27 protein-coding genes and 1 pseudogene are annotated in these 25,358 nt (G+C 68.3%); 7 read left to right on the plus strand and 21 right to left on the minus strand.

The genetic code is table 11. The annotated features are described in order from the left end of the window. Positions 1 to 7: 7 nt before the first annotated feature. Positions 8 to 877 carry a CBS domain-containing protein gene (locus tag IEY21_RS09435; protein WP_188903756.1) on the minus strand — a complete coding sequence of 290 codons (870 nt, stop codon included), beginning with the start codon at positions 875 to 877 and terminating at the stop codon, positions 8 to 10. A gap of 111 nt (positions 878 to 988) precedes the next feature. Between IEY21_RS09435 and IEY21_RS09440 the strand changes: the two genes are divergently transcribed. Continuing rightward, a complete protein-coding gene (locus tag IEY21_RS09440) occupies positions 989 to 1,552 on the plus strand; it encodes a phosphotransferase-like protein (RefSeq protein ID WP_188903758.1) in 564 nt (187 codons plus the stop codon). A gap of 6 nt (positions 1,553 to 1,558) precedes the next feature. On the opposite strand, the pseudogene IEY21_RS17115 reads toward IEY21_RS09440, so the two are convergent. The 3 genes and pseudogenes from IEY21_RS17115 to lipB form a co-directional block, all read right to left on the minus strand. Next, a pseudogene (locus IEY21_RS17115) lies at positions 1,559 to 1,627 on the minus strand (HNH endonuclease); the annotation flags it as partial. Positions 1,628 to 1,766: 139 nt separating this feature from the next. Next, positions 1,767 to 2,753: a lipoyl synthase gene (gene lipA, locus IEY21_RS09450; RefSeq protein WP_188903760.1), complete on the minus strand. Its 987-nt coding sequence runs from the start codon at positions 2,751 to 2,753 to the stop codon at positions 1,767 to 1,769. Between the two features lie 2 nt (positions 2,754 to 2,755). Further along, positions 2,756 to 3,472 carry a lipoyl(octanoyl) transferase LipB gene (gene lipB / locus IEY21_RS09455; protein ID WP_188903762.1) on the minus strand — a complete coding sequence of 239 codons (717 nt, stop codon included), beginning with the start codon at positions 3,470 to 3,472 and terminating at the stop codon, positions 2,756 to 2,758. Positions 3,473 to 3,629: 157 nt separating this feature from the next. Between lipB and IEY21_RS09460 the strand changes: the two genes are divergently transcribed. Continuing rightward, positions 3,630 to 4,157 (plus strand): GNAT family N-acetyltransferase, encoded by a 528-nt coding sequence (locus IEY21_RS09460; protein WP_188903765.1) that lies wholly within the window; start codon positions 3,630 to 3,632, stop codon positions 4,155 to 4,157. A 63-nt stretch (positions 4,158 to 4,220) separates the two neighbouring features. Here the strand turns inward: IEY21_RS09460 and IEY21_RS09465 are convergent, their stop codons facing one another. After that, the gene (locus IEY21_RS09465; protein ID WP_229753008.1) at positions 4,221 to 5,036 is read right to left on the minus strand and encodes a hypothetical protein; all 816 of its coding nucleotides are present in this window, start codon (positions 5,034 to 5,036) and stop codon (positions 4,221 to 4,223) included. Positions 5,037 to 5,261: 225 nt separating this feature from the next. On the opposite strand from IEY21_RS09465, the gene rplS reads away from it, so the two are divergent. Together rplS and IEY21_RS09475 are read left to right on the plus strand one after the other, a co-directional pair. Beyond that, positions 5,262 to 5,735: a 50S ribosomal protein L19 gene (gene rplS / locus IEY21_RS09470; protein ID WP_188903769.1), complete on the plus strand. Its 474-nt coding sequence runs from the start codon at positions 5,262 to 5,264 to the stop codon at positions 5,733 to 5,735. A gap of 154 nt (positions 5,736 to 5,889) precedes the next feature. Continuing rightward, a complete protein-coding gene (locus IEY21_RS09475; RefSeq protein ID WP_229753009.1) occupies positions 5,890 to 6,735 on the plus strand; it encodes an HAD family hydrolase in 846 nt (281 codons plus the stop codon). A 40-nt stretch (positions 6,736 to 6,775) separates the two neighbouring features. Here IEY21_RS09475 and IEY21_RS09480 read toward each other — a convergent pair whose 3' ends face one another. Continuing rightward, the gene (locus tag IEY21_RS09480; RefSeq protein WP_188903771.1) at positions 6,776 to 7,342 is read right to left on the minus strand and encodes a PsbP-related protein; all 567 of its coding nucleotides are present in this window, start codon (positions 7,340 to 7,342) and stop codon (positions 6,776 to 6,778) included. Positions 7,343 to 7,480: 138 nt separating this feature from the next. On the opposite strand from IEY21_RS09480, the gene IEY21_RS09485 reads away from it, so the two are divergent. Then, positions 7,481 to 8,416: an SMP-30/gluconolactonase/LRE family protein gene (locus tag IEY21_RS09485; protein ID WP_188903773.1), complete on the plus strand. Its 936-nt coding sequence runs from the start codon at positions 7,481 to 7,483 to the stop codon at positions 8,414 to 8,416. Between the two features lie 53 nt (positions 8,417 to 8,469). Here the strand turns inward: IEY21_RS09485 and IEY21_RS09490 are convergent, their stop codons facing one another. Continuing rightward, positions 8,470 to 9,903 (minus strand): ATP-binding cassette domain-containing protein, encoded by a 1,434-nt coding sequence (locus IEY21_RS09490; RefSeq protein ID WP_188903775.1) that lies wholly within the window; start codon positions 9,901 to 9,903, stop codon positions 8,470 to 8,472. A gap of 95 nt (positions 9,904 to 9,998) precedes the next feature. Between IEY21_RS09490 and IEY21_RS09495 the strand changes: the two genes are divergently transcribed. Together IEY21_RS09495 and IEY21_RS09500 are read left to right on the plus strand one after the other, a co-directional pair. Continuing rightward, positions 9,999 to 10,919 (plus strand): SPFH domain-containing protein, encoded by a 921-nt coding sequence (locus IEY21_RS09495; protein WP_188903777.1) that lies wholly within the window; start codon positions 9,999 to 10,001, stop codon positions 10,917 to 10,919. 5 nt (positions 10,920 to 10,924) lie between these two features. After that, on the plus strand, positions 10,925 to 11,392 hold the full coding sequence (locus tag IEY21_RS09500) for an NfeD family protein (protein WP_188903779.1): 468 nt from the start codon (positions 10,925 to 10,927) through the stop codon (positions 11,390 to 11,392). Positions 11,393 to 11,477: 85 nt separating this feature from the next. On the opposite strand, the gene rpsI is transcribed toward IEY21_RS09500, so the two are convergent. The 14 genes from rpsI to murF form a co-directional block, all read right to left on the minus strand. Next, complete coding sequence (gene rpsI / locus IEY21_RS09505) at positions 11,478 to 11,879, minus strand: 30S ribosomal protein S9 (RefSeq protein WP_188903781.1); 402 nt, start codon at positions 11,877 to 11,879, stop codon at positions 11,478 to 11,480. A 2-nt stretch (positions 11,880 to 11,881) separates the two neighbouring features. Next, positions 11,882 to 12,337 (minus strand): 50S ribosomal protein L13, encoded by a 456-nt coding sequence (gene rplM, locus IEY21_RS09510; RefSeq protein ID WP_188903783.1) that lies wholly within the window; start codon positions 12,335 to 12,337, stop codon positions 11,882 to 11,884. 239 nt (positions 12,338 to 12,576) lie between these two features. After that, positions 12,577 to 13,407 (minus strand): alpha/beta hydrolase, encoded by an 831-nt coding sequence (locus IEY21_RS09515; RefSeq protein WP_188903785.1) that lies wholly within the window; start codon positions 13,405 to 13,407, stop codon positions 12,577 to 12,579. Further along, the gene (gene aroQ / locus IEY21_RS09520) at positions 13,404 to 13,847 is read right to left on the minus strand and encodes a type II 3-dehydroquinate dehydratase (RefSeq protein ID WP_188903787.1); all 444 of its coding nucleotides are present in this window, start codon (positions 13,845 to 13,847) and stop codon (positions 13,404 to 13,406) included. The genes IEY21_RS09515 and aroQ overlap by 4 nt, the downstream gene beginning before the upstream one ends. Before the next feature lie 90 nt (positions 13,848 to 13,937). Further along, positions 13,938 to 15,002, minus strand: coding sequence for a 3-dehydroquinate synthase (aroB, locus tag IEY21_RS09525; RefSeq protein WP_188903789.1), 1,065 nt, complete (start codon positions 15,000 to 15,002; stop codon positions 13,938 to 13,940). Continuing rightward, positions 14,989 to 15,588 carry a shikimate kinase gene (locus IEY21_RS09530; RefSeq protein WP_188903791.1) on the minus strand — a complete coding sequence of 200 codons (600 nt, stop codon included), beginning with the start codon at positions 15,586 to 15,588 and terminating at the stop codon, positions 14,989 to 14,991. The genes aroB and IEY21_RS09530 overlap by 14 nt, the downstream gene beginning before the upstream one ends. Positions 15,589 to 15,785: 197 nt before the next feature. Then, a complete protein-coding gene (gene aroC, locus IEY21_RS09535; protein WP_188903793.1) occupies positions 15,786 to 16,934 on the minus strand; it encodes a chorismate synthase in 1,149 nt (382 codons plus the stop codon). A 119-nt stretch (positions 16,935 to 17,053) separates the two neighbouring features. Next, complete coding sequence (locus IEY21_RS09540; protein WP_188903795.1) at positions 17,054 to 19,081, minus strand: secretin N-terminal domain-containing protein; 2,028 nt, start codon at positions 19,079 to 19,081, stop codon at positions 17,054 to 17,056. A gap of 3 nt (positions 19,082 to 19,084) precedes the next feature. Continuing rightward, positions 19,085 to 20,410 (minus strand): hypothetical protein, encoded by a 1,326-nt coding sequence (locus IEY21_RS09545; RefSeq protein ID WP_188903797.1) that lies wholly within the window; start codon positions 20,408 to 20,410, stop codon positions 19,085 to 19,087. Continuing rightward, complete coding sequence (locus IEY21_RS09550; protein WP_229753010.1) at positions 20,407 to 21,018, minus strand: type IV pilus inner membrane component PilO; 612 nt, start codon at positions 21,016 to 21,018, stop codon at positions 20,407 to 20,409. Before IEY21_RS09550 ends, IEY21_RS09545 begins: the two co-directional genes overlap by 4 nt. Before the next feature lie 34 nt (positions 21,019 to 21,052). Continuing rightward, complete coding sequence (locus IEY21_RS09555) at positions 21,053 to 21,748, minus strand: fimbrial assembly protein (protein WP_188903800.1); 696 nt, start codon at positions 21,746 to 21,748, stop codon at positions 21,053 to 21,055. Continuing rightward, positions 21,741 to 22,919, minus strand: a complete 1,179-nt coding sequence (gene pilM / locus IEY21_RS09560) for a type IV pilus assembly protein PilM (protein ID WP_188903802.1) — start codon at positions 22,917 to 22,919, stop codon at positions 21,741 to 21,743. Before pilM ends, IEY21_RS09555 begins: the two co-directional genes overlap by 8 nt. A 310-nt stretch (positions 22,920 to 23,229) precedes the next feature. After that, complete coding sequence (locus IEY21_RS09565) at positions 23,230 to 23,988, minus strand: hypothetical protein (RefSeq protein ID WP_188903804.1); 759 nt, start codon at positions 23,986 to 23,988, stop codon at positions 23,230 to 23,232. Positions 23,989 to 24,038: 50 nt separating this feature from the next. After that, positions 24,039 to 25,337 (minus strand): UDP-N-acetylmuramoyl-tripeptide--D-alanyl-D-alanine ligase, encoded by a 1,299-nt coding sequence (gene murF, locus IEY21_RS09570; protein ID WP_188903806.1) that lies wholly within the window; start codon positions 25,335 to 25,337, stop codon positions 24,039 to 24,041. Positions 25,338 to 25,358: the final 21 nt, after the last annotated feature.

Here is a 25,358-nt window from a genome sequence, read left to right on the forward strand (position 1 = left end):
GAAGCGCTCAGCGTGGGGTCGGCGGCTCCGCTGCGTCGGCCCCGGAGCGGACCTGGCCCAGCACTGTCTTTAGCACGTCGCTGATGGTTACCACCCCCAGCAGGTGGCCCTCGCCGTCCACCACCGGCAGGCCGTGAACGTCCAGCGCGAGCATCTGGCTCAGGGCGTCGCGCATGGGAACGGCCTCCCGCAGGTGACCGCTGGGCGGACGCATCAGGTCGCGGGCCACCTTGCCCTGCAGCAGAGATGCATCGCCCTCGACCGCGTTGCCGTGCGCCGCGCCCTCGCGTTCTGCGGCGGCGCTCACGTCTACCTCGTGCAGAAGCCCGGCCAGAATGCCGTTCTCCAGTACCGGCAGCACCCGCAGCCGCGAGCTCCGCAGCTGGGCCGCCGCCTCGCCTGCGGGAGTATCGGTGTTCACGGTGATCACCTCGCGGGTCATGTGCTGCTGGGCCGCGCCCCAGCGCAGGCGGGGGGCCGTGACCTCGGCGCGCAGCACGTCGGTCAGGGTCAGCATGCCCAGCAGGCCGCCGTCCTCATCCACCACCGGCAGGCCGCCGACGTGACGGTCGAGCATGGTGGTAATGGCCCGGTCCAGCGGCGTCTCCGGCGTCACCGTGTGGGCGGGCTGGCGCATGGCCTCACGCACATGCACCCGCCCGGCAGCGGCGGCAAATTCCCACGGAGAGAGACCTTCACGCAGGGAAGGCAATCGGCGTTTGACCTCGCCGTCCGTCAGGATGCCGATGACCTTGCCGTCCTGCACGACCGGTAGGCGCTTGACCCCCAGTTCCTGCATGGTGACGGCGGCGGTCGGCAGCGTTTCATGAATGCCGATGGTGACGGCGCGGCGGTGCATGGCATCTTTGACGAGCATGTGGTGACCCCCTGTCTGGGAGCCACTGTCGTGCGGCGGCATTACGGGAGGATTACCGGGCCGCAGGGAGGTTGGTTGTCCCGTCGCCCACTGTCTGGCAGACTTGGCGCCATGTCCGCCCCCGCCACATCCGGCAGCGTGATCCTGGTCAATGGTGCGTCCAGTGCAGGCAAGTCCACGCTGTGCCGGGCGCTGCGTGACGCCCTGCCGGGGCCGTTCCTGCATTTCTCGCTGGACCTCTTCATGTTCGGTGACACCGTGCTGCCGCGCACTCCGGACGGGAAGATCCGCGACTGGCCTACCTTGCGCCCAAGGGTCTTCGAGGGCTTCTATCGTTGCCTGCCCGCACTGTTGACGGCGGGCAACTCGCTGGTCGTGGACCTGATCATCGAGACGGCGGAGCAGCGTGACCGCCTGTGGACCCTGCTCGCGCCGCACGATGTGTACGTGGTGGGTCTGCGTTGCCCCGTCGAGGAACTCGAACGCAGAGAGCGGGCGCGCGGAGATCGCCGCCCCGGGGACGCCCGCCGCGATGCTGAAACGGTGCATGCCTTCATGCCTTACGAACTGGAACTGGACTGCACCGCGCCGCTGCCGGAGAACATGACGCGGGTCATTGAGGGGTGGCGGGGCCGGACGGGAGTGCGGGGGGGTGGGCCGGCGTCAGCGCCATGAGACGCCTCAAATCCGGTCGCTCGTCTGCAAGTTGCAGCGCCGGCACAGCAACTGCAGGTTGCCCTTGGTGTTGGCCCCGCTGAAGCTGCTGGATCATTCCTGAACTGTCGCGCCCCGCCTGAACGGCACAGCGGGCAATGATGTACGGTCAAGGTATAGAAGGGACGGGGGCCACAGGCATCACGCCCCGGCCCCCGCTTGCCTTCACAGCGCCTCAGATCAGGCTGAGTTCCTGCCCGTCCAGATGGGTCAGGTGCTCGGGCAGGCCGCGCGGGTGGTCCATCACGATCTGCTCGGCCTTGTAGCTGCTGCGGACCAGCGGACCAGACACGATTTCCAGGAATCCCAGGGCCATGCCTTCCTCGCGGATCTCATTGAACTCGGCGGGGGAGACGTAGCGCTCGACCGGCAGGTGGTGCATGGTGGGGCGCAGGTACTGGCCGAAGGTCAGCACGTCCACCCCCGCGGCCCGGCAATCGGCCATGGCCTCGCGGATTTCCTCGCGGGTTTCGCCCAGGCCCAGCATGATGCTCGTCTTGGTGATCACGTCCGGGCGGGCACGTTTGGCATGGGCCAGGACGGCCAGCGTCTGATCGTAGTCGGCGCGGATGTCGCGGACCGGGTGGGTCAGGCGCCGCACGGTTTCCAGGTTCTGCGCGTAGGTGTCTACGCCGCTGTCCAGCACCAGATCCACACAGGCGGTGTTGCCGCTGAAGTCGGGGGTCAGCGCCTCCACACGGGTCTCGGGATTGAGCTTCTTGATCGCCGCGACCGTTTTGGCAAAGTGGTACGCGCCGCCGTCGGGCAGGTCGTCGCGGTCCACGCTGGTCAGCACCACGTATTTCAGGCCCATCAACTGAACGCTCTCGGCCACCGACTGCGGCTCGTCCAGGTCCAGCTTGCCCATCGGGTTGCCCGTATCCACCGCGCAGAAGCGGCACCCACGCGTGCAGATGTGGCCCATCAGCATGAAGGTGGCGGTGCCACGGCTCCAGCACTCGCCGATGTTGGGGCACATCGCTTCCTCGCATACGGTGTGCAGGCGGTGTTCCTTGACGATCTTGCGCACCTCGCCGAACACCTGACCGGTGGGGATGGTGACCTTGAGCCATTCGGGCTTTTTCTCGCGCACCGGCACCGAGTCCTTGCGGTAGATGCCGTTCTTGATGAATTTGGGTTCTTTCTGTTCGGTCTGGGTCATGTTCAGCTCCCTGCCCCGGCAAATTCCGGCAGCGTCCAGTCATAGGATTCAAAGGTGGTGGCAAAAGCGTCGGCCAGCGCTTTGCGGGCGGTGTCCATATTGGGGACCGGGCCCAGAATGCGCAAGTCGTACTCGCGTTCCACGCTGGTCATCTGGGTGCCGCTGAGGCCGCAGGGCACGATCAGCTCAAAATGCTGCAGATTTGTGCTCACGTTCAGCGCCAGTCCGTGCAGGGCCACATTCTTCTGCACCGCCACGCCAAAGGAAGCGATCTTCTGGTCATAGTGCAGGCCATTGACCTCACGCGGGTCCACGTACACGCCCGCGTAGCCGGGGTTGGGGCGGGCGTCGGGCAGGCCCAGCGCATTCAGCGCCGTGATGGTGGCGCCCTCAAGCAGCCGCAGGAAGTCCTGCACCCGCCGGCCCACCGGGAAGATCGCGTAGGCGACAAGCTGTCCGGGACCGTGGTAGGTCACGTCGCCGCCCCGCTCAACCTCCAGCACCTCAATGCCCTGTGCCGCCAGATATTCGCGCGTTACAACGATGTTGCTGCCCTCGCGCGCTTTGCGGCCCAGCGTCAGGACCGGCGGATGTTCCACCAGCAGCAGCGCCGAATGCCCACCCGCCACGACCCGCGCGTGGTGTTCCTTCTGCAGGGCCCAGGCGTCCCGGTACGGCACGGTACCCAGATCCATGACCTCGAATGCGGCGGCCTTCATGTCCCGGATTGTACGCTTCCCGTCTGCCAAACCACCGTGCCCTGCGCTGAATTGTGCCCGCCATTGACCAGCCACCGTGGTAAATGGGTGCCCTTGTGCTGGTCGGCCCGTGCAGAAAGCCGTCCAGATCTGCTGGACGTGGGTTAAGCTGCTGCATATGTCCAAGCTTGTTCGTCCATCGGCCCAGTACAGAAGCAGTTTCGTGGAGGCGGTGCGCGAGATGCAGGCCGAGGGTGGGGGCGGCCTCGCGAGTTCCAGAGTTTGGGACGCGCAGGAGATAGACGCCGACTTCGAAGCCTTTTTAAGTCACCTGCGCCGTCTGGAACCGCCGGCTGACCTGGCCCCCGGCTGGGTACATTCCAGCGAGTACTGGCTGGTGGACGGCGAGACGTATCTGGGCCGCGCCGACCTGCGCCATGCCCTGACCCCCCGTCTGCGTGAGTACGGCGGCCACGTCGGTTACGAGGTTCGCCCCTCGGCGCGGCGGCGCGGCCACGGCACGGCCCTGCTGCGCCTGACGCTGGAGCGGGCGCGCGAACTGGGGCTGCGGGAGGTGCTGGTGACCTGCGATACGGACAACCTCGGCTCGCGCGGCATCATCGAGGCCAACGGCGGCGTTCTGGAGGGAGAATTCCAGGTGGAGGGTCACCCCCACCCGCTGCGGCGTTACTGGATCACGCTGTAGCCAGTTCGCAAGCAGGGGTCTTTTGGAGGTCTGGGCCGGCGCTGCGCCGCTTCAAAGGGTGAGCTAGGAGGAAGGCGGCGAGCCGTCTGCGGAATCCTGTCCGCGCAACGTCTGGGCCTCGGTCTCCATGTCGTGCGCCAGCTTTTCCAGTGCCTCTGCTTGCTGGGCGCTGGAAACACTGGTCTCGCCCATGTGGTCCACCACCGCCTCGGCGATCTGGCTCAGGGCGTCAACCTGGAACGCGGCGGCCCCGTCCAGGGCACTGATGCGCTCCACGATCTGCGTGCCCGCCTCGGCCAGGGCGTGAACCTCGGCCTCGGCGCTGAAGTGACGCAGTTCGTCCACGCGCCGCTGGTGTTCGCTCAGGACGCCCTCGAGCTGCCCGACCTGCTCCAGGGTCTGCGCCTGTGCCTGCGCTGCATGAACGATGGTCCGCAGGGCCGTCAGCTGTTCCTCAACGCGGGCATGGATAAACTGCAGTCCCCCCACGTTCAGGTCACTGAGGGGCGTGCGCGTGACTTCTTCCAGCGCCTGACCCACCAGCCGGTTGAGGGCCTCGGCCACCGTCATCTGTTCCTGGCCGTTGGTCACGATGTCCTGCAGAATCTGAACCTCCCCGCCGCGTTTCTGCTGCGGCGCGCCCAGCGGCAGGGCCCGGATCTGCTCGCCGGTCAGGGAAATAACCTGACGCAGCGCCTCGGTGGCGGCCAGTCCCTCCTGTCCGGTCCGGATGATGGCCTCCAGGGTACTGGCCTGGGCCCAGCCTGCCGCGCCGACGTGTTCGCGGGCGCGCACCTCCGAGACCCGGCGGCGCTGAAGGGAAGATGCATGTTGGATGTTCTCCAGCAGTTCATCACGGGTTCTTGCATCTTCGCTCATGTTTTTCATCCTGACGTGCGCGCCGAAGCAAGAAGGTGAGCCGCGCTGCGCTTGACGCTGCCGACTTGCCGCCCACACCCCCAGGCGCGTATACTTCTAAAGTCCGGTCCGCTGCCAGCGTGCAGGCGGGCCAGTCCAACAGGTGTAAGAATGCCTCTGCCCGCGCCCGCCGTGATTCCGGCCGGGTCAGGATGTGGGGTAGTCCGCTGGCCGAAGGAGTCTGTAATGAGCACCGTCAACACGAACACCGGCAAGATCAACCGTGGCGCCATCCTGCGCGCCGTCGAGCAGCCGCACATCAAGACCAACCACCCCGACTTCCGCCCCGGTGACACCGTGCGCGTGGAAACCAAGGTCGTGGAAGGCAACCGTACCCGCAACCAGGCCTTCGAGGGTGTGGTCATCGCGCTGAACGGCTCGGGCAGCCGCAAGAGCTTCACCGTGCGCAAGATCTCCTTCGGCGAGGGTGTCGAGCGCGTGTTCCCGTTCAGCAGCCCGCTGCTGGCCAAGGTCAGCGTGCTGGAGCGCGGCAAGGTTCGCCGCGCCAAGCTGTACTACCTGCGCGATCTGCGCGGCAAGGCGGCCCGTATCAAGAGCGACCGCAGCCGCGTGATGAAGGACGCAGAAGCGAGCAAGGCCGCCCGCGCCAGCGAGCAGGCCGCTGCCGCCCAGGCCGCTTCCGAAACCCAGGGCGAATAACCCCAGAGTTCCGGGCGTATGCCCATCCGACCGTCCGCCCATGTGGCGGGCGGTTTTTTCATGGTCCGGCCACGGCGACCGCTCTGCAGGAAGGAGGCCGCCGAACGTCTGCCCGGCGGTGGCGCAATCTGCAGAACTGCTCTAGGCTGCCCGCGTGACTTCGCGCCGTTTCGCTCCCTCTGCTGACCGCATGGTCGGTCGCTTGTCCGCCGAGCATCTGGCCGGTCTTCCACTGCTCATGGCCTTTGATCTGGACGGCACCCTGATTCCCGATCAGGGCCGCCGGGTGGCCGATGACGTGGGCGCGGCGCTGGGACGGCTGCGGGCGCTGGGAGTGAAGCTCGCAATCATTACGGGCCGCGACACGCCGCCGCGCGATGTGTCTGAGGCCATGCAGCCGCACGCGGTGGCCACCAACAACGGCGGGCGCATTCTGGTGGGTGACGAGCTGCGTGCCGAGGCCCGGTTCTCGTCCGCAGATCTGGAGGCGGTGCTGGCCCATGAGCTGGCCGACGCGCGGGTGGTGCTGTTCGGTGCCGAGGCGCTGTACGTGCAACTGCCGGCAGGCCAGCAGCCCGAACCCTGGATGCTGGCCCGCCACTGCCTTCCGCTGGACGGGGCGCCCGCCGAGGGCATCCTGAAGGTCGGCTTCTATCATCCACAGGTGCCTGATCTCGCCGGGCGGCTGCGCACCACCCACCCGCACCTGGTCCTGACCGGGGCGCAGGACCCGTACCCCAGCTTTCTGACCGTGACCCCGGCGGGAGCACACAAGGGCGCGGCGCTCGCCCTGATTGCCGACGCCCTGGGTGTGCCGCATGACCGCACGGTGGCCTTCGGCGACAGCGACAATGACGAGGCCATGCTGGAAATCGCGGGATACGCCGTTCAGGTGGGCCAGTTGCCGTTGCTGGAGCGGCACGCCCACACCCGGCTGCAGCGCCAGGACGACCTGGGAGCTTTCCTCACCGCGTGGGCCGACCGGCTGGGGCTGGCTTAACGCCCCCGGTCGGCCAGCCCAGTTCCCGTTACTTGTCCTGTTACTTGGTGGTCAGCGCAAAACTGTTCAGGATCCCGCGCCCGCTGTCCAGCAGGTCCTGGGGCGTTCCGCTGGGCGTGACCAGGGTCACGGTGTACAGGCGGTTGTTCTTGACGGTAAAGACCTGGGTCCAGCGCACCTTGCCTCCGTCACCGTCGCCGGTGTAGCTCCATAGGATGGCGCTGTTGCCGCTTACCTTGATGGTCTTCTCGCCCAGCATTTTCAGGTTGGGCACGTCCTTGGGCATCTGTGAGGCGTACAGGTCACGAATGTCGGCCAGGGTCACCTTCAGTTCGGGAGGGGTATTGCGCACCTGCACGGTAACCGTGGGGCGCAACGCACCGACGACCTCGTTGACGAAAGCCACGTCCACGTTCGGGGCATTTTTCAGCGGGGTCCAGCCGGACGGCACGCGGATGCTGTAGCCCTGCGAGCTGTTCACGGTGATGGCTTCAATGATGCGCTCGCCCGTCTGCGGGGCGGCGGGCTGCGCCGGGGAGGTCTGGGCAGTGGCCCCCATCAGGGCGGGGGCGGTAAGCAGGGCGAGGGTGAGCAAAAGGCGCGTCATGGACGGAGGCTAATGCCCCAAAGTGAGGCGAGTCTGACGAAATGGAATGGAGGCAAGTCCGTGTTCCGGATTTCATTCTGAAGGCCGAGTAAACCGCCTTCGCATCCCGACTGACCCGCCGTACAGCTAAATGGAAGCATGAAAAAATTGCTGACTGCCGCGGTCCTCACCGCCACGCTGGCTTCCTGCAACCTGCTGAACCTGCCGGCCGGCGGCGTCACCAGCTATACCCTGCCGGGCAACGCCGTGTATCCCGAGGGCATTGCCCACCGGGACGGCAGCCAGACCTTCTATGTGGGCAGCACCATCGACGGCACCGTCTTCCGCGGCACCCTGGGCCAGAAGGCCACCGAGGTCTTTCTGCCGCCTGTCTCCGAACGGCCCACCGCCATCGGCATGAAGGTGGACGAACAGGGCCGGCTGTATGTCGCGGGCGGCGGCAGCGGCAAGGTGTTCGTGTACGACACGGCGACCAAGTCGCTGATCAAGGAATTTGCCACGCCCGATACCACTGCCACCTTCATCAACGACGTGACCCTGACCCCGGACGCCGCGTATTTCACCGATTCGCGCCGCCCGGTGCTGTTCCGGCTGGGCCGCGATGCCTCGGGCCTGCAGACGCTGGAGCCGTGGCTGGACTTCACCGGCACGGCGCTGCAGTACCAGAGCGGCTTTAACCTCAACGGCATCGCGTCCACGCCCGACGGCAAGACCCTGATCGTGGTCCAGAGCAACACCGGCAAGCTGTTCCGCATCACTGTGGCCGACAAATCGGTGAGCGAGATCGATCTGGGGGGCAACACCGTGAAGAACGGCGACGGCATCCTGCTCAGCGGCCAGACCCTTTACGTGGTACGCAACCAGGACGTCATTATCGTGCCGGTCAAACTCTCGGCCGACTTCGGCAGCGGCACGCTGGGCACGCCGTTCAGCGACGCCAGCCTGCGCTACCCCACCACCATCGCCCAGGAGGGAGGGCGCCTGCTCGTCGTGAATTCTCAGTTCAACAAACGCGGCGAGGGCCTCAACCCGGAGCTGCCGTTCACCGTGTCCAGCGTGGCGATTCCCAAGTAAGCGGGGTACGGAGGAGGGGACCAGCGACCGTTCACTGGTCCCCTCCTCTTGCCTTACTGTGCTGCCGCCTCGGGCTCAGGCAGGGTCAGCCGCGTGACCGTCTGGGCCTTGCCATCCCGCAGGTGCAGGTGGTGGGTCAATCCTCCGGGCGCGTCGCTCTCCCGGTGGGCAATGACCATCACATGGGTGCCGCCGTGTACCAGGGCGGGCAGCAGGTCCAGGAAGTGGGCGCGGGCCTCCGGGTCCACGAAATCCAGCCCCTCGTCCAGAATCAGCACGGTGGGAGCGTGCACGACGGCGCGGGCGAGCAGCAGGCGGCGCAGCTGGCCCTGTGAGAGCCCGGTGGCCGGACGCTCGAGCAGGTCGGTGAGGTGCAGCTGCGCGGCGAGGGCCTCCACCTGCGCGTGTTCCGCAGCACTCAGGGCCGGAGAGAACCCTTCCGTGCCGGTCCACGCACTGCCGATCACGTCCCGGCCCGTCCACTCCCGCCGCTGGCGAATGCCGACCTCGGCTCCGACCAGCCCCACCGTGCGGCGGCGCTCGGTCAGCAGGTCCCGGCGCAGGTATGGCCGCCGCACGCTGCCGCCCAGGGCGGGGTGCAATTCGCCGGCAATCACGCGGGCCAGGGTACTCTTGCCGCTGCCGTTCTCGCCCGTGACCAGCCAGTGCTGCCCGGCTGCCCAGGTCCAGTTCAGGGGTCCCAGGGCGCGCACGCCGTTGCGCCAGACCTCGGCGTCCTGCAGGCGGATCAGGTCGTCGGTTCCGGGAGGTCGCGGCAGGTCCACCGTGCGGGACGAAGCGGGCGAGGTGGCCACCTCGCCACGGACCCGGCCCCCGGCGACCTGTACGGTGCGCCACGGCAGCGGCGGCGCTTCCTCGGGGCGGTGGGTGGCGAGGATCACGGCCACCCCGGACGCGTGGACGGCGGCAAGGACACCGCCCAGCTCGGCCCGCGCTCCGGCGCTCAGACCATCGGTGAATTCGTCCAGCAGCAGGGCCGGGGGCCGGGGCATCAGGGCGCGGGCGAGCACCACCCGCCGCCGCTGGCCGTGGCTGAGGGTCCGAAAGTCGCGGTCCAGCAGCGCTGACAGGTCCGTCAGCGCCACGACCTCGCTCAGCCGCGCCGCGGCCTGTGGGGTCGCGTCCCACAGCTTCAGGACGTCTCCCTCGAAGGCGGCCAGCAGCACGTCGCGCACGGTCTGGGCCCAGTCGCGGGTCAGGTAGAAGGCCTCGGCGTCCGGGCCCACCACCGACAGCTGCCGCCGGGCCTGCACCGCCGACGTCTGAAGTTCGCCGCCCAGCCGGTAGGTCCGCTCGCCGGCCACCGGGGCGACCTCGCCCGCAAGCAGCCGCAGCAGGGTGGTCTTGCCGCCGCCGTTCGGCCCCCACAGGCGCACGGCTTCGCCGGGGTGCACGCCCAGGGTCACGCCGCTCAGCAGGTCGCAGCCCCCGGCGCGCACGGTCACGTTCTTGAGGTCCACCAGCATCGCCGGCCAGTGTAGTGCCTGGGGCGGGCCCGGAGTCCGGCTGGGCGGGGAACTTTCTGCGCTGCCTCCACGTATTCCCGGGCAGGAGGAAAGACATGGGTGCACTGATCGTGATTGTTTTCTTGGTTCTGCTGGTGCTGGTGACCTTGCTGGCAGGAGTCAAGAGCGTGCCACAGGGGTACGAATGGACCCAGGAGCGCTTCGGCAAGTACCAGCGCAGCCTGCGGCCCGGCCTGAACCTGATCATCCCGTACATTGACCGCATCGGCCGGCGCGTCAACATGATGGAACAGGTCCTCGACGTGCCCAGCCAGGAAGTCATCACCCGCGACAACGCCCTGATCACGGTCGACGGCGTGGTGTTCTATCAGGTACTCGATTCGGCCAAGGCCAGTTACGAGGTGCGCAATCTGGAACAGGCCACCCTGAACCTCACCATGACCAACATCCGCACGGTGATGGGCAGCATGGATCTGGACGACCTGCTCAGCAACCGCGACTCCATCAACGCCCGCCTGCTCGCGGTGGTGGACGAGGCCACCGAGCCGTGGGGCGTCAAGGTCACGCGCATCGAGGTCAAGGACATCAAGCCGCCCGCCGATCTGGTCGCCAGCATGGGCCGTCAGATGAAGGCCGAGCGCGAGAAGCGGGCCAACATCCTGGACGCCGAGGGCTTCCGGCAGGCCGCCATCCTCAAGGCCGAGGGCGAGAAGCAGGCCGAGATCCTGAATGCCGAGGGCCGCCGGCAGGCTGCCTTTCTGGAGGCCGAGGCACGCGAACGTGAGGCCGCCGCCGAAGCCGAGGCCACCCGGCTGGTCAGCGAGGCGATTGCCGGGGGCAACGCGCAGGCCATCAACTACTTCATCGCGCAGCGGTACGTGGACGCGCTGCGGGACGTGGCGACCGCCCCCAACCAGAAGACCCTGATTCTGCCCATCGAGGCCACCAGCATCCTGGGCAGCCTGCAAGGCATCGCGGAGGTGGCAAAAGAAGCCTTCGGCGGGCGGAAGGGGTAGGGGCCGTGGACTGGCTTCCTTCCCTGGACCGCATCCTGCCCGGCCACTGGTGGGTGCTGGGCGCCGTGCTGCTGATGCTGGAACTGGCGGCGCCGGGCATCTTCTTCGTGTGGCTGGCGCTCGCCGCCTTCACGCTGGGCCTGATCGTGTTCGTGCTGCCGCTGGCCGTTCCCCTGCAACTGTTTCTCTTCGCAGTGCTGTGCATCGTGGCCGTGTTCGTGGGCAAGCGTTATGTGGGCCGCCTGATGCTGGGCGGACAGGACGGCGAGCGCCTGAACACCGGTGCCGGCCGACTGGTGGGCCGCACGGTCGTGGTCACGGCCGCGATTCGCAACGGGTCGGGCCGCGTGCGGGTCGGCGACAGCGAGTGGCGGGCCACCGGCCCCGACACCCCGGAGGGCGCGCAGGTCCTGATCGTGGGGGCCGAGGGCACCACCCTGACTGTCCGTGAAATCAGCGGAACGTGGGTGTAAGCGCAGCCGCCCAACGCACCCACAGACAGGTTCCAGACATGAAAAAGCCCCTCCGAAGATGGAGGGGCCTTTTTTGTAGAGGGGATCAGCGCTTGCTGAACTGGGGAGCGCGGCGGGCCTTCTTCAGGCCGTACTTCTTGCGCTCGACTTCGCGGGGGTCGCGGGTCAGCAGGCCCTTGGGCTTCATCTGCGCGCGGAAGTCGGGGTTGACCTTGAGCAGCGCGCGGGCGATGCCCAGCTTGATGGCGTCGGCCTGGCCGGTGGGGCCACCGCCGGTCACGGTGATGACGGCGTCGTAGCGGCCGGCCGTGGCGGTTTCACGGAAAGCCTGCAGGGCGTGCACGGCGCGCAGCAGGCCGCGGAAGTACGCCTGGAACTCCTTGCCGTTGACCATGATCTTGCCTTCGCCAGGGCGCAGGAACACGCGGGCGACGGCGGTCTTGCGGCGGCCCGTGCCGTAGAACTGTTCGGGTTGCTGGATCGCCATGATTATTTGACCTCTGCTTTGGTGTGCGCGGTGTTGCTGATTTCCAGTTTCTGCGGGTTCTGGGCCACGTGGGGGTGACGCTCACCGGCATAGACCTTCAGGCGGCTGTGCATGGCCCGGCCCTGACGGCCCTTGGGCAGCATGCCGTACACGGCGTGCTCGATCACGCGGTCAGGGTGCTTGGCCAGCGCCTGGCGGGCGGTTTCGGTCTTGAGGCCGCCCTGGTAGCCGGAGTAGCGGGTGTAGACCTTGCCGTCGAGCTTGCCGCCGGTCAGAACGACCTTCTCGGCGTTCAGCACGATCACGAAGTCGCCCTGAATCATGTTGGGGGTGAAGTCGGGGCGGTGCTTGCCACGGATGCGGCTGGCCACCACGGTCGCCAGACGGCCCAGGGGAACGTTGGCCGCGTCGACCACGATCCAGTTCTGCTCATCATTTTTAGGAACAAAGGTTTTCACGGGGGTACTCCATGCTGTTGTGGGATTTGGCGGCGACACGCCCCGTTCCAGCGGGGGAGAAGGTCCGTGCGTGTCCGGGTGCCCACCCGGTTATCCCGGCCCTACCAAGCGCGAGACACTAAAGGTCAAGGTATCAGATTTGGGCCCCTGGGAGCAAGGGCGCGCTCCGTGGCCCAGCGCGCACCGGACGGTGTGAGGAAGCGGGATGGAGGCCGGCCCGGACATCAGGCCGCCGGGAATCACGCAGAGGGAGTCTGATCCTTCAGCAAAAAGCGCAGGGCTTCGGGCAGCCGCGCGGCCCAGGCGCTCTCGCGGTGGATGCCCTGGGGATCGGCCTGGAAACGCAGCCGGTCGCCCATTCCCTTTTGCAGCAGCAGGTCGCGCATGGCGTGGGCGTCGTCCCAGTAGGCCTGCTGCCGCTCCGGATGGTCGGTGCCCTCCTGTCCGCCGATGTCCAGCCAGATCTTGCCGGTGGGCACCGGGCCGCTGCGCACGCGCCCGAAGGCCTCGCCCGCGCAGGCCCAGAACGCCGGACTCATCACGCCCGCGCCGCCAAACACGTCCGGGCGCGTGAGCACGGCGTGCAGGCTGATCAGCCCGCCCATGCTGCTGCCCACCACGAGGGTGTGGGCCGGGTCCGGCAGCGTGCGGAAGCTGCTGTCCACCTGCGCCTTGACGCTGTTGATCAGAAAGGCCACGTAATCGTCGCCCCCGCCCCCACCCCGCTCAGACGGAAAGTCGGGGTGACGCACGGGGCTGTACTCGTGATAGCGCCGCTCATTCGCGTTGGGGATGGCGATGGCGATGGCTTCCAGGTCCTCTGCGGCCAGTTCGGTCAGGGTCTCGTCGGCCCTCCACTCGCCATTGTAGCTGGTGGCCTCGTCAAAGACATTCTGTCCGTCATGAAAGTAAACCACCGGGTAGGCCCGCCCGGTGTCGGTGCTGTACGACGGGGGGAGCCACGCCAGAACGGTGCGCGGCGCGTGGTGTTCGTCGCCGATGGCCTCCCACTGCAGCAGCGTCCCCGTGACCGTGCTGTCCGGCCGGGCGGCGTAGGGTGCCCAGCTCATGCGCCCACCCCGACACCCGATTCGGTCAGGTACTCCATGGCCAGGCGGTACCCGAAAAACCCCAGGCCGCTGATCTTGCCCCGGCACACCGCCGCCGTGACCGAGACGTGCCGGAACGCCTCGCGGGCGTCCACGTTGCTGATGTGGACCTCGACCACCGGCAGCGGCTGTCCGGAGATGGCGTCGCGCAGCGCGTAGCTGTAGTGCGTCAGTGCGCCGGGGTTGATCACGATTCCGGTAAAGCCCTGCTCCTGCGCTTCCTGCACCCATTCCAGCAGCTGGCCCTCGAAGTTGCTCTGACGAAAGGTGACGGTCTCGCCAAGCTCTGCGCCCCACGCCTCACACTGCCGCTCCAGGTCCTCAATGGTCTGTGAACCGTATACACCCGGTTCGCGCAGGCCGAGGCGATTGAGGTTGGGGCCGTTGAGGATCAGCAGCATGGATGGAGGGTAGCAGGGCCGGACGCAGGCGGCAGCGCAAGTCGGGATACGTCGAGATACAGGAGAGAGGCGCAGAAGGGCCCGGCGAAGCTAGCCCGGGCCACCCAGCGAAGCTGACCCCTGAACATCAGCCTGCCAGCGGCCGAACTCCGCCCGCAGGACGGCCTCGGGCACCCGTGCCAGATACGGACGGGCCAGGTCGTGCAGCAGCACAAAGCGCACGCCGTCGGCGTCGGCCTTCTTGTCGCGGGCCATGTAGGGCATGACCTGCTCGAAGGTCAGTGGGGGCAGGGGCGCGGGCCGCTGCCAGCGCAGGAATGCATGGGTGTGGGGCGTCAGGTCGGCTCCACCCAGGGCGCGGGACAGGAGGGCCGCGTAATGCAGGCCGTACCCCACCGCCTCGCCGTGTGGAACCGCATGATGGGTCACCGCTTCCAGCGCGTGTGCCAGCGTGTGGCCGAAGTTCAGAAAGGCACGTTCGCCGCGCTCCGTGGGGTCACGGGTCACCACGCCGGCCTTGACGGCAATGGCGTCGGCCAGGGTGTCTTCCAGATTCGTGCCGCCGGGGCGGAATTCTGGTGAGAGGACCCGCGGCAGCAGGCTGGGATCGGCGATCAGGCCATGCTTGTATGCCTCGGCCGCACCCTCGCGGAAGACCGCATCCGGCAGTGTGGCCAGCGTGTCGGTGTCGCACCACACCGCCTGCGGGGGCCAGAACGCTCCGACCAGATTCTTGCCCTCGGGCAGGTTCACGCCGGTCTTGCCGCCCACCGCCGCGTCCACCATACCCAGCAGGGTGGTGGGGGCGGTGTAGAACGCCACCCCGCGCAGGTAACTCGCCGCCGCAAAACCGGCCAGATCGGTCGCCGCGCCGCCGCCCAGTCCCACCACCGCGCCGTCACGCGGAATGTTCGCGGCGGCCAGTCGCGACAGCACGCCGCTCAGCACCTCCAGCGTCTTGCAGTCATCCCGGGCGGGCACGGCGATGGTCTCGGTGGGGGAGAGGGCGGCCTGGGCGCGCTCCACGAAGGCGGCGGGCAGGTCGGCCGGATGAATCAGGGCGATGTGGCGCTGGGGCACCTGCAGGCCGCGCAGCAGCCCCGGCCCCACCGTGACCGTATAGGGCGGCGGGCCACCAACTTCAATCTGCCGCACGGTCGCTCACGGCCTCGGCCTCGGGGCGCTCGGTCCAGGCGTGGTAGGCGTCGGACCACGCCCACAGTCGCTCGATGATCTCCTCCACGATCTCCTCGGAGGGCCGCCCGTCGCTGTGAACGTGGATGGTGCCCTGGCGGTACACACCCTCACGCTCGTCCATCAGGCTGCGGATGCGGCCCAGGGGGTCCTCGACGCGCAGCAGCGGACGGTCGCTGTGCTTGGTGCGCTGATAGACGGTCTCGGGCGTGGCCCACAGCACGACGACCGGGCCGCGTTCCAGCAGGGCGCGGCGGTTGTCCTCATGAATGAAGGTGCCCCCCCCCAGACTGATGACCGCGTGTTCCAGCCGCGACACCCGGCGCACGACCTCGGCCTCGCAGGCGCGGAAGTAGCTCTCGCCCTCCTGTGCGAACACCTCGGGAATGCTCTTGCCCACCACCCTGGTAATCAGCTTGTCGGTGTCCACGAAATGCAGCGCCAGCGCACGGGAAAGTTCCCAACCCACACGGCTTTTTCCGGTTCCCATGAAGCCTGCCAGAGCCACCCAGTCGACTGGGCGTTCGATCAGGCCCGAACTGAACATGGGGGACAGTCTAAGCGACTCGCCCGTAAGCGGCGTAACAATGGCACGATCTGAGGCTGCTTCCGGCGGCTCGGGTGGGAAAGTCAACAGCCCGTGCAGGGCGTGCTGCACACGCTCGGCGAGGAGGCCGGTGAGCGGGGTATCAGGCGGGGCGGGCGCGGAGGCCGCTGCCCCAGCAGGATCGGCACCCATGACGGTCAGTAGGTCTGGGCGTAGGCGCGGGCCGCCGATACGCGCTCCTGCACCTCGGCCAGGGTATCGCCGCCGAACTTTTCCAGGACCGCGTCGGCGAGCACCCAGCCGATCACGCACTGCAGAATCACCCCGGCGGCGGGCACGGCGGTGGTGTCGCTGCGCTCACGGGCCGCGTCGGAGGCCTCGTGAGACACGACATTCACAGTGGGCAGCGGTTTCATCAGCGTGGCAATCGGCTTCATGGCGACCCGCACGACCAGTTCCTCGCCGTTGGTCATGCCGGCCTCCAGCCCGCCCGCGCCGTTGGTGTCGCGGGCGTAGGTGCCCTCCCGGTAATGAATGGCGTCGTGGACGCCGCTGCCGGCCTTCAGGGCATTGTCGAAGGCCCGTCCGACCTCCACGCCCTTCATGGCCTGCACGCTCAGGCACGCCTGGGCAATGCGTCCGTCGAGTTTGCGGTCCCAGTGGACGAAGCTGCCCAGGCCCACCGGCAGCCCCCGGAAGCGCACCTCCAGGATGCCGCCCAGCGTGTCGCCGTCCTTCTTGGCCGCGTCGATGCGCTCGCGCATCTGCTGCGCGGCGTCGGCGTCGGGTGTGCGCAGATCGCTGTCCTCAATGGCGTCCAGGGCGTCCCAGCTGAAGGCCTGCCGGGTCTCGATGCCGGCCAGGCTCGCCACGTAGTTCGCGCCCTGCACGCCCAGTTCCGAGAGCAGCTTGAGGGTCACGCTGCCGACCGCCACCCGCGCGGCCGTCTCGCGGGCGCTGGCGCGTTCCAGCACGTCGCGCAGGTCCTTGTGGCGGTACTTGATGCCGCCGGTGAGATCGGCGTGGCCGGGGCGGGCGTCGGTCAGGGCCTTCTTGCGCGGCTCGCCCCCCGGCTCGGGCGACATGATCTCGGTCCAGTTGCGGTGGTCCTTGTTCTCGATGGCCAGCGTGATGGGCGCACCCGTGGTCCGGCCTGCCCGCACGCCGCTGAGGATGGCCGCCTCGTCGGTCTCGATGACCATGCGCCGCCCGCGTCCGTAACCGCCCTGCCGCCGCCGCAGCCACGGATCGATGTCGCCCTTGCCCAGCGGCAGACCCGACGGCACCCCCTCGATGATGGCCGTCAGCTGCGGCCCGTGTGATTCCCCGGCGGTCAGATACCTCATATGGATGGACTGTAGCGCCCGCCCGTCCGGCGGCCCCACACCATGACCAAACAGGGGCCGGGGCAACACGAAAACGTCCCCACGCCGGAGCGGGGGACGCTGGAAGGAGAAGGGGGGCTTTACTGAACGATGGTCCCCGTGATGACCACCAGCAGTTGGGACTGTGTGCGGTTGGTGCTCTGTTTTCCGAAGGCTGCGCCGATCACCGGGAGGCTGCTCAGGAAGGGCGTGCCTGCCTTGGTGTTGCTTTCCTTGGTGCTGAGCAGCCCGCTCAGGAGCACCGTCTGACCGCTTTTGAAGGTGATCAGGCTCTGCGCCTCGCTGTTGGTGAACTGCAGGACGTTGGGCAGTCCCGTTTCGGGGATCGGGCTGGTCAGGGAGTTGACCTGACCGCGCACCCGCAGGGTAATCGAGCCGTCGGGGGCGACCTGGGGGCTGAAGAAGTCCAGGTTCACGCCGTAATCGATCTGCTTTTCAATGTTGCCCGCGCTGGACGGGATGTTCAGTTCCAGGCGTCCGCCGCTCTTGATGCTCGCCGCCGCCGCGCTGGAGGCATTCTGGGTGTTGCCGCCGCCGCCCAGCGAACGCTGCCCGCTCTGCATGGTTACCGAGCCGTCATAGACGCTCTTGGACATGCCCTGAGATTCCAGGGCGTTCAGGGTCGGCCCCAGGTTGAAGCCCACCAGGCTGCGGGTGGGGTCGAAGGAGGCCGCCAGCCCGCCGCCGCCCAGGCTGACATTGAAGCCGCCGAAGCCGAGTTTCCAGTCCACGCCCAGGCTGCGCGCCGCCGTCTCGTTGATCTCCTGAATGCGGACCTGCACGTTGATCTGCGGAACGACCCGGTCGAGCTGCGGCACCAGCTCGGCGATCTGCTCCACCTGGGTCTGGGTGCCGCGCACGATCAGCGAGTTGGTTCGCACGTCGGCGATGATGGTCGCTCCGTCCGGGGTTGTGGCCGCCGGGGTCGCCTTCTGGGCGGCCGCGTCGGTCTGACCCGCGCTGGTCTTGGTGGTCGGCACGGTCACGGTCACGGCGTTGCCGTTGGCGTCGGTGGCGTTGACCGGCACGTTGGCGAGGTTCGGGGTGGCGGGCGTCAGGTCACGGGCCAGCGTGCCTTCCAGGGTGGCCTTGACCTCCTCGGCGCTGGCATTGATCAGGGTAAAGACGCGCTGGACGGTCTGGGCTCCCGCCGCCACCGGTGCGGCGCGGTCCACCTGGGCCACCAACGCCAGGGCCGCGTCAATCTGGGTCTGGGTGCCGGAGAGGATCAGCTGACCGGTGGTGCCGACCGGCGTGATCCGGAGCTCGGGGTACTGGGCCTTGAACACGGCGCTGATGTCGTCCTGCTGCCCCTTGACGGTGTAGACGCGCTGCACGATCTGGGGCGGCTGCACGGCGGTGACGGGGGAAGCCTGTCCGTTGTTTTGGGCCGCGATGATCTGCGAGAGCAGCCGCTCGACCTGCGCGACTTCCTGGTTGGTGCCCCGGATGATGATGCTGTTGGAGGTGGGTTCGGCGACGATGCGCATGGTGGGCGAGTCGAGGATGATCTCTTCCTGGGTCGCCTCGGTGGTGCTCGCACTGGCCTGAGGTCCGGCCGCATTGGTCTGGCTGCTGGTGATCTGCTTCAGACTGCCAAAGGACAGCTTGAGCTGACGCTCGGTGGCCGCCGCGCTCAGGGCGCTGGGCAGCCGGACAATCTTCTGGATAGGCTTGATGCCCACGCGCAGCACCGGCTTGCTGCCGATGGACAGCGACTCGTAGCTCAGGCCATAGATGTCGAGCACCAGGGGCCAGACCTCATTGAAGGGCTTGTTCTTGAAGGAGTAGCCCACGATGTTGCTGGCGTCGGTGGCGGCTGCCGGGGTGCCGGGGGGCATGACCGAGACGCTGTTGGCCTTCAACACCGCGTCCACGGACGGCTCGATGATGATCTCGTAGCCCGCGCTCATCGCCAGGGCAATCAGCATGGAGGCGAGGTCGCTGCCCGTGCGCCGGACCTCGAAGGTGACGGCGGACCCCGACAGCTGGGGATCGGCGATGCGGGCGCTGGAGGGCAGCGACAGGGGGGACGTGGGGGCGGGAGCGGTCTGCGCGGCGGCCATGCCGAGCGCGGCGGTCAGCAGGAGTGCGAATCGGTTAATCATGGCTCACCTTTTGTCCAGTGCGAGGGTTTTGAGGTCGTTGCCGAGGGCCAGGACGGCGCTGTTCGTGCTGACTTCCTTGACCGTGACCTGAGAATCGGGAAGGGTCTGTCCCACCGCAACGACCACGAAGCCGTCCTTGCTGCGGAAGATGGCGGTGTTCACCGGCCCGAGCACTGCGGCGTCGAAGGCCAGGTCATGGGCCTGCAGGTACTGTTCCAGCGGGTTGGCGGCAGGAGCAGACGCGTCCGGGGAACCGGCGGCCTGACCGCCCAGGCCCAGCTGCGTGATGACCTGAGGCGTGCCTGGGGTGGGCAGGCTGGTGGGGGCGTCTCCAGCGGCGCCGAGGCCAGCGCTGGGGTTGCCGGGGGCGGTCGTGCCGACGGTCGGAGCACTGGGCGCGGGGGTGGCTCCGGCCGGGGAGGGGGCCGGGGTGCCCGCCGCAGGCACACGGGTCACCTGGGGCACGCGCACGCCGGTGACGGGCGGAACGATGGGCTTGGGCGGGGGAACGACCACCGGTGCCGGTGCCGGTGCCGGCACGGCGGGAGTGGCCGCCATGGGGTTGGCCGGGCTGGGCAGCGCCGCGCTGCCGTCGCCTCCGGGAATCACGGGGATGGGGAGGGCGCCGCCGCTGATCGGGCTGTCGGCAATGGGAGCGCCGCTGACCGGGCCGGACGCCACGCTGACGCTGCCGCTGGCACCGGGAATGGGGCTGAGGGCCAGCGGGCCGGTGCCGGCAGTATTGACCGGCGACAGGGCCACGGGCGCGGCGGGGCGCGGCACACTCACCGGTGCGCTGGCGGTCGGCACGGGCGCAATCGTGGGGGCGGGGGCCGCCGCGCTTCCGGGCTGCTCGTCGAGGTTCAGGGGACGGAACGGGTTGGCGCTGGGCGCCGTGGCCACCACGGCCTGCGGGTTGATGCCGCTGGGGGCCGCCGGAGGAGCCGTTTCTTCAGGCGCCGTGGGAAAGGGAGGAATGGTCTCGACCTCTACCGGGCCGTTCGCCTCGACGGTCAGGGCAGGGCTGGGAGCGCTGGCATCAGAGGGGGTTCCGGCGGGCGCGACCGGTACGGTCTGCGGTACGGGGGCGGGCGTGGGGCGGGGTCCACTGCTGGCCGGGGCGCTGGCAGCGCCGTCAGGCTGCGGTCCGGCCAGCTCTTCGGCGTCACGGCTGCTCGTCCACAGGTACCACGCGCCGATCAGCGCCACCATCACGAGCAGCAGCAGCAGCAGCTTCATCTCGCGGGACAGGGCCACGGCAGAAACCTTCGTGGGGGCCTTCTGGACGGTCTGCTCGGGCTGGGTGGCTTTCTCGGGGGCGCGCGTCACTGGACTCCTCCTGGCGTGCTGGCCGGGGCGGGGGGGGCGCTCGGGGCACTGGGGGCGGACGTCTCGCCGGCGGGCGCGCTGGCCGCCTGCGCCGGGTCGAAGGTGTAGACCGTCAGGCCCAGCGTGCCCTCCAGATCAGGATTGAAGCTGGTCGCGGTGGGCAGCTGAAACGCCACGCTGCTCACGGTGGTAAAGCGCCCGGCAGTCTCCAGCGTCCGCAGCGTCTCGAACAGCTGCGAGAACTTTCCGCTGATGCCCAGGTTCAGCCCGATGGGCCGGACGCCGCCGGGAAGCCCGTCTGCCTGACCGCCCTGCACGGTGAAGTTGTTCATGGTCGCGCCGGTGGCCGCCGTGGTCTGGCGCAAACCGTCGAGGACGGAGCCGAAATTGGCGGTGCTGGGCAACGCAGTGAGAAATTCCTGCTGGGTGACGCGCAGCTGGGCCACGTTCTCGCGCAGGGCCGGCACCTGGGCCACGTTGGAGCGCAGTTTGATGGCCTGGGTCTGCAGCGGTTCCAGCTGGCCGCTCAGATCTGCGATCTGCTGCTGCCGGGGCTGGAAACGCAGGACATACCACAGCACGAGCACCAGAAAGCACACCGCGAGCACGATGAGGAAAATGTTTTTGGGAGACAGTCTGTTCTTAGTTGGCACGGCCCGCTCCTTGGGTGGCGGCCGGGGCGGCAGGGGCCGCCGCCGGAGCTGCCGCTGGGTCTGTCGGGGCAGCGGCATCCTGAGCCGCCGCGCCGACGATGCCCACGGTGGCCGAGAAGGTGTACAGCCCCTTGTCCTTGTCGTTTTGCAGCGAGCGGAAGTTCACGCCGAAATTGGGGTCGGTCTCGAAGGTCCTCAGCAGGTTGACCACCGCCTGCTGGTTGCGCGCCGAGCCGGTCAGCTCGACCTCGCGGGTGACGTTCTTGCCCACGTAGATGCCGCCCTGTTGCAGGGTGCCCAGGTTGTCGGCGTTGATGTTGTGAATGCTCATGGTCTGGACCGCCACGCTGCTGTCGTTGGGCAGCCGGGCCGTGAAGGCGGCCAGGTCATTGGTCCAGTAGGTCTTGGTTGCGCGCAGCTGTTCGGCCACCCCGGTCACCTGCTCGAGCTGATTCTTCTCCGCCATCAGGGCCCGGAACTCTCTTTCGGCCGGGCCCAGGGCGGTGATCTCGCCGTTCAGGGCGTCGATCTGGCGCGTCAGGTCGCCCACACGGGTGGCGGTGATCACTTCCGGAATCAGGATGGCCGCGGCGGTCAGCGGAACCAGGGCGTAGGCGGCGAAACGCCACACGCTGGGTTCGGAGCGCACGCGGTACTGCGCGGGCAGCAGGTTGATCTCAATCACGGCCGCTCACCCCCCGCAGCGCCAGCCCCAGCGGCACCGTGAACTCCGGCGCATTGACCTGCAGGTAGCCGGTATCCACGTTGGCCTGATCGGTCTGCACGCTCAGCCACGGGCTGGCGATCTCGACCCGGAAGCCCAGTGCGTCGCTGATGGCCGCCGCCAGGCCGCGCAGCTTGGCCCCGCCGCCGGAAAGAAAGGTCCGGTCAATCACCACGTCGCCGCTCTGCACGCGGTAGAACTCCAGCGACCGGCGGATCTCGGTGATCAGGTCTCCCAGCACGGGCCGCACAACCTCGAAGACCCGCGCCGGACTGTACTGCTCGCGCGCCATGTCGAAGTTGAGCAGGTCCTCCTCGTCCTCGGTGGGGGTGGTCGCCGTGGCGTAGCCCATCTTGACGTCCTCGGCGGCGTTGAAGTCCAGATCGAAGGCTTTTTGCAGCGCGGTGGTGAAGTCGTCGGCCGCCACGTTGATGTTGCGGGTCATCAGAACCCGTTCGCCGCGCACCAGATTGATCACCGAGCTGCTCGCGCCGATCTCCATGGTCAGCGCCACCTCGTCGGCCTCGGTGTAGTTGATGCCCGACAGGGTGGTCTTGTTGAGGTGCTCGCCCAGCAGGTTGCCGCGCAGGGCCCGCAGCGCCGAGAAGCTCTTGAGGTCGATCACCGTGGGTTCCAGGCCCGCGAGCCGCAGCACCTCGATCTGCCGGGCCACCGCTTCGGTGGGGGCAGCGGCGATCACGACCTCCATCTGGCCGTCCTCGGGGATGGTGGCGGGGTCGTCGAGCAGGTCGAAGTCCATGCTCACGTCATCAATGGGGTACGGAATGTAGCGCTCGGCCTCCCACTTGATGGCCTCCTGAAGGTCCTTGCGGTCCATCTTGGGCACCATGATGTTGCGCGTCACGGCCGACTGATTGGGCACGGCGGTGACGGCGTAGCGGGTGGTGATGCGGTGCTCGGCGAGCAGGCCCTTGAGCGCGGTGGCGACGGCCTGCGGCTCGATCACCATGCCGTCGCGCATGCTGCCGACGGGTGTGGGGGTCATCACGGCGTGTTGCAGTGACGGCGGCGCGCCGGCCTTCAGCACCACCACCTTGATGGCGCTGGTGCCGATCTCCACACCCAGCGCGGTGGGCCGCGGATTGACTAAGCGTTGAATAAAACTCGACATTCTCCCTCCAGAAGGGGGTGGATTTAAGGGTTTCTCATCTGGTGGAGCCTGTCTGGGGGCCGATGAGGAGAACATGGCTGCGGGCGAGGGGGCCGGGAAAGGAGAGGCGCATGGACGCCTTCATGCAACCATTCCACCGCTTACCGAACTCTGACACCCTCCGTATGCGCTGCCATGCGGGCTTTTTCTGTGCCTGACCGCCCGGTTCCGGCGTCCCGCACTTGCCTGTCCCCAGGCAACATGAAGGGCCGGACCCCGGCGCACAGAGCGGCGGAGCAGAAGGGGGGCCCGCAGCCAAGCGGTCCCGAGGTCAGCGCTCCTGCAGGTCTACGCCAAAGGACCGCACCTGGCCGTCCGGGCTGACGGTCACGACCTCCGAGCCGACGAGGCCGACCCGGCCCGGTCCGTGGGCTACCGTGGCCACCACCCGGCCCGTCGCGTCGAGCCGCTCTAGCCGGGTGCCACTCAGGCGGTAGCGGCCAGACACGGTGACCACTGCGGGCAGATCCGCCGACTGTGCCCCGGTGGGTGTGGCCACCAGCAGCGGTCCAGCTCCCTGTTCCAGCCGCGCGCCGTCGGAAACACGCATCAGGTTGCCTGCCAGCAGCACGTAATCGTTGCCGTCTCCGCCGGTCAGGGCCGCGGTGGGGCCGCCGATCACCCCGCGGGTGTCGGCCCCCGCATAGGTGACGGCGCTGCCGTCCTCGCGGTAGATCCGGGTGGTGCTCAGGGCGGTGACCCGGCCCGCCACCACGGTCTGTGCCGAGCGGTCCAACGTGACCACCGCGCCCGGCCCCGGAACAGCGGCCCAGGCGTCTCCACCGTTCCAGCCCACGTCCACGGCGGGCGGTAGTTTGGGGCAGTTTGGCCGGTAGGAGGGCGCGCGCGCCACGCACGCCCGACCGCCCGCAACCCACGCCACGCCCTCGGGACCAAAGGCGGCGCGGAAGGTGGGGTCGGCCGGCGCGGCCGTGGAGGACGGGGCGGCCCTGACCACGGGCCGGGTGGGTGCGGGGACACAGGCGGCCAGCACACACAGGCCGAAAGCCACGGTCAACAGGGAGCGCATGCGGCCATTGTTCCTGGCCCCCGGCTGAGGGGCGTGAGGCGGCTGGCTCTTCAGCCGGGCCTCCCGTCCGCATCCCGATGGCGCAGCAGGGCGTCCACCACCACATCCAGCCCCACGCCCTCCTGGGCCCGCCGCTCGGGGGTCCAGGAGATGCCCCGGCTGGCCTTGACGAGCACCACGTCGCCGTCCCGGACCTCGCTGAGCAGATCGGTCAGCAACTCGGGCACGCTGGCATGGGCCCGTTCCCCCAGTTCGGCGGCAAAGGCCCCCACGCCGAAGGTCAGATCGGCACACGCCCGCGCTTCCCGGCCCACGGCCGCGTGCAACTCGCGCTCGGTCTCGCCGAGTTCCAGCATGCGCCCCAGTACGCTGATGCGGCGGCCGGGCAGGGCATGCAGGGCGTTCAGTGCGGCGCTGACGGCCACCGGTGAGGCGTTGTAGGCATCGTCAATCACGGTGAAGCGGCCTCCGTGCACGCGGTAGCGCCCGCCCGGGACGCTGACCTCGCCCAGTCTTCCGGCCGCCTCTGCCACGTTCAGCCCCGCTCGCTGTGCCAGCACCAGCCCCAGGACGGCAGCCTCAGCCTGGACGCGGGCGGCCAGGGGAAGGCTCACCGTCTGGCCGCCGAAGGTGAAGGTGACGCCCTGTGGAGTGATGCTCAGTTCCTGGCCTGCGTGCGTCACATTCCCGAATCCATAGCTCTCGACCCCTGGACGGTCAGCGTAGAACGGCGCGGCCTGTGCCCCCACCAGCCCGCGCACTCTCTCCAGCAGGACGCCCTTCTCGCGGGCGATGTTCTCTATGCTGCCCAGCTGTTCCAGATGCGCGGGACCGATGCTCGTGACCACCCCCACGTCCGGGCGCACCAGATCCACCAGTTCAGCCATCTCGCCCAGGCGGTCGATGCCCATCTCGACCACCAGCGGCCGGGGCGAGGCTCCGTACTCGATCAGAAAGCACGCGATGGCGGGTGGCGTGTTGTACACCGGCATGAAGTGGGCGCCCAGCGCCGCCGCCGCATAGGCCTTGGCGGTCGTCTTGCCCGCACTGCCGGTGATGCCCACGACCAGGGGATTCCGGGCCCGCTCGGCCCGTGCCCAGGCGAACAGGGCGGCCTGCGCGTCGTCCACCCGCACGGCGCGCGGCACGTCCAGATCGGTGAGTACAAAGGGAGCGCCCGCCTCCAGCGCCGCCTCCACGAAGCGGTTGCCGTGCATCTTCTCGCCGGGCAATGCCACAAAGGCCACCTTGGGAGAGGCCTCGCGCGAGTCCCAGGTCAGGCGGGCGGCAGGCCGGGCCTGCGGGTGAACGGCGGCGGAAAAGGGCAGGGCGGCGTGGGGATCAGGCATCGGGCCCAGGATATTCGCTAG

The sequence above is a fragment of the Deinococcus aerophilus genome (assembly GCF_014647075.1).
GTDB classification, from domain to species: Bacteria; Deinococcota; Deinococci; order Deinococcales; family Deinococcaceae; genus Deinococcus; species Deinococcus aerophilus.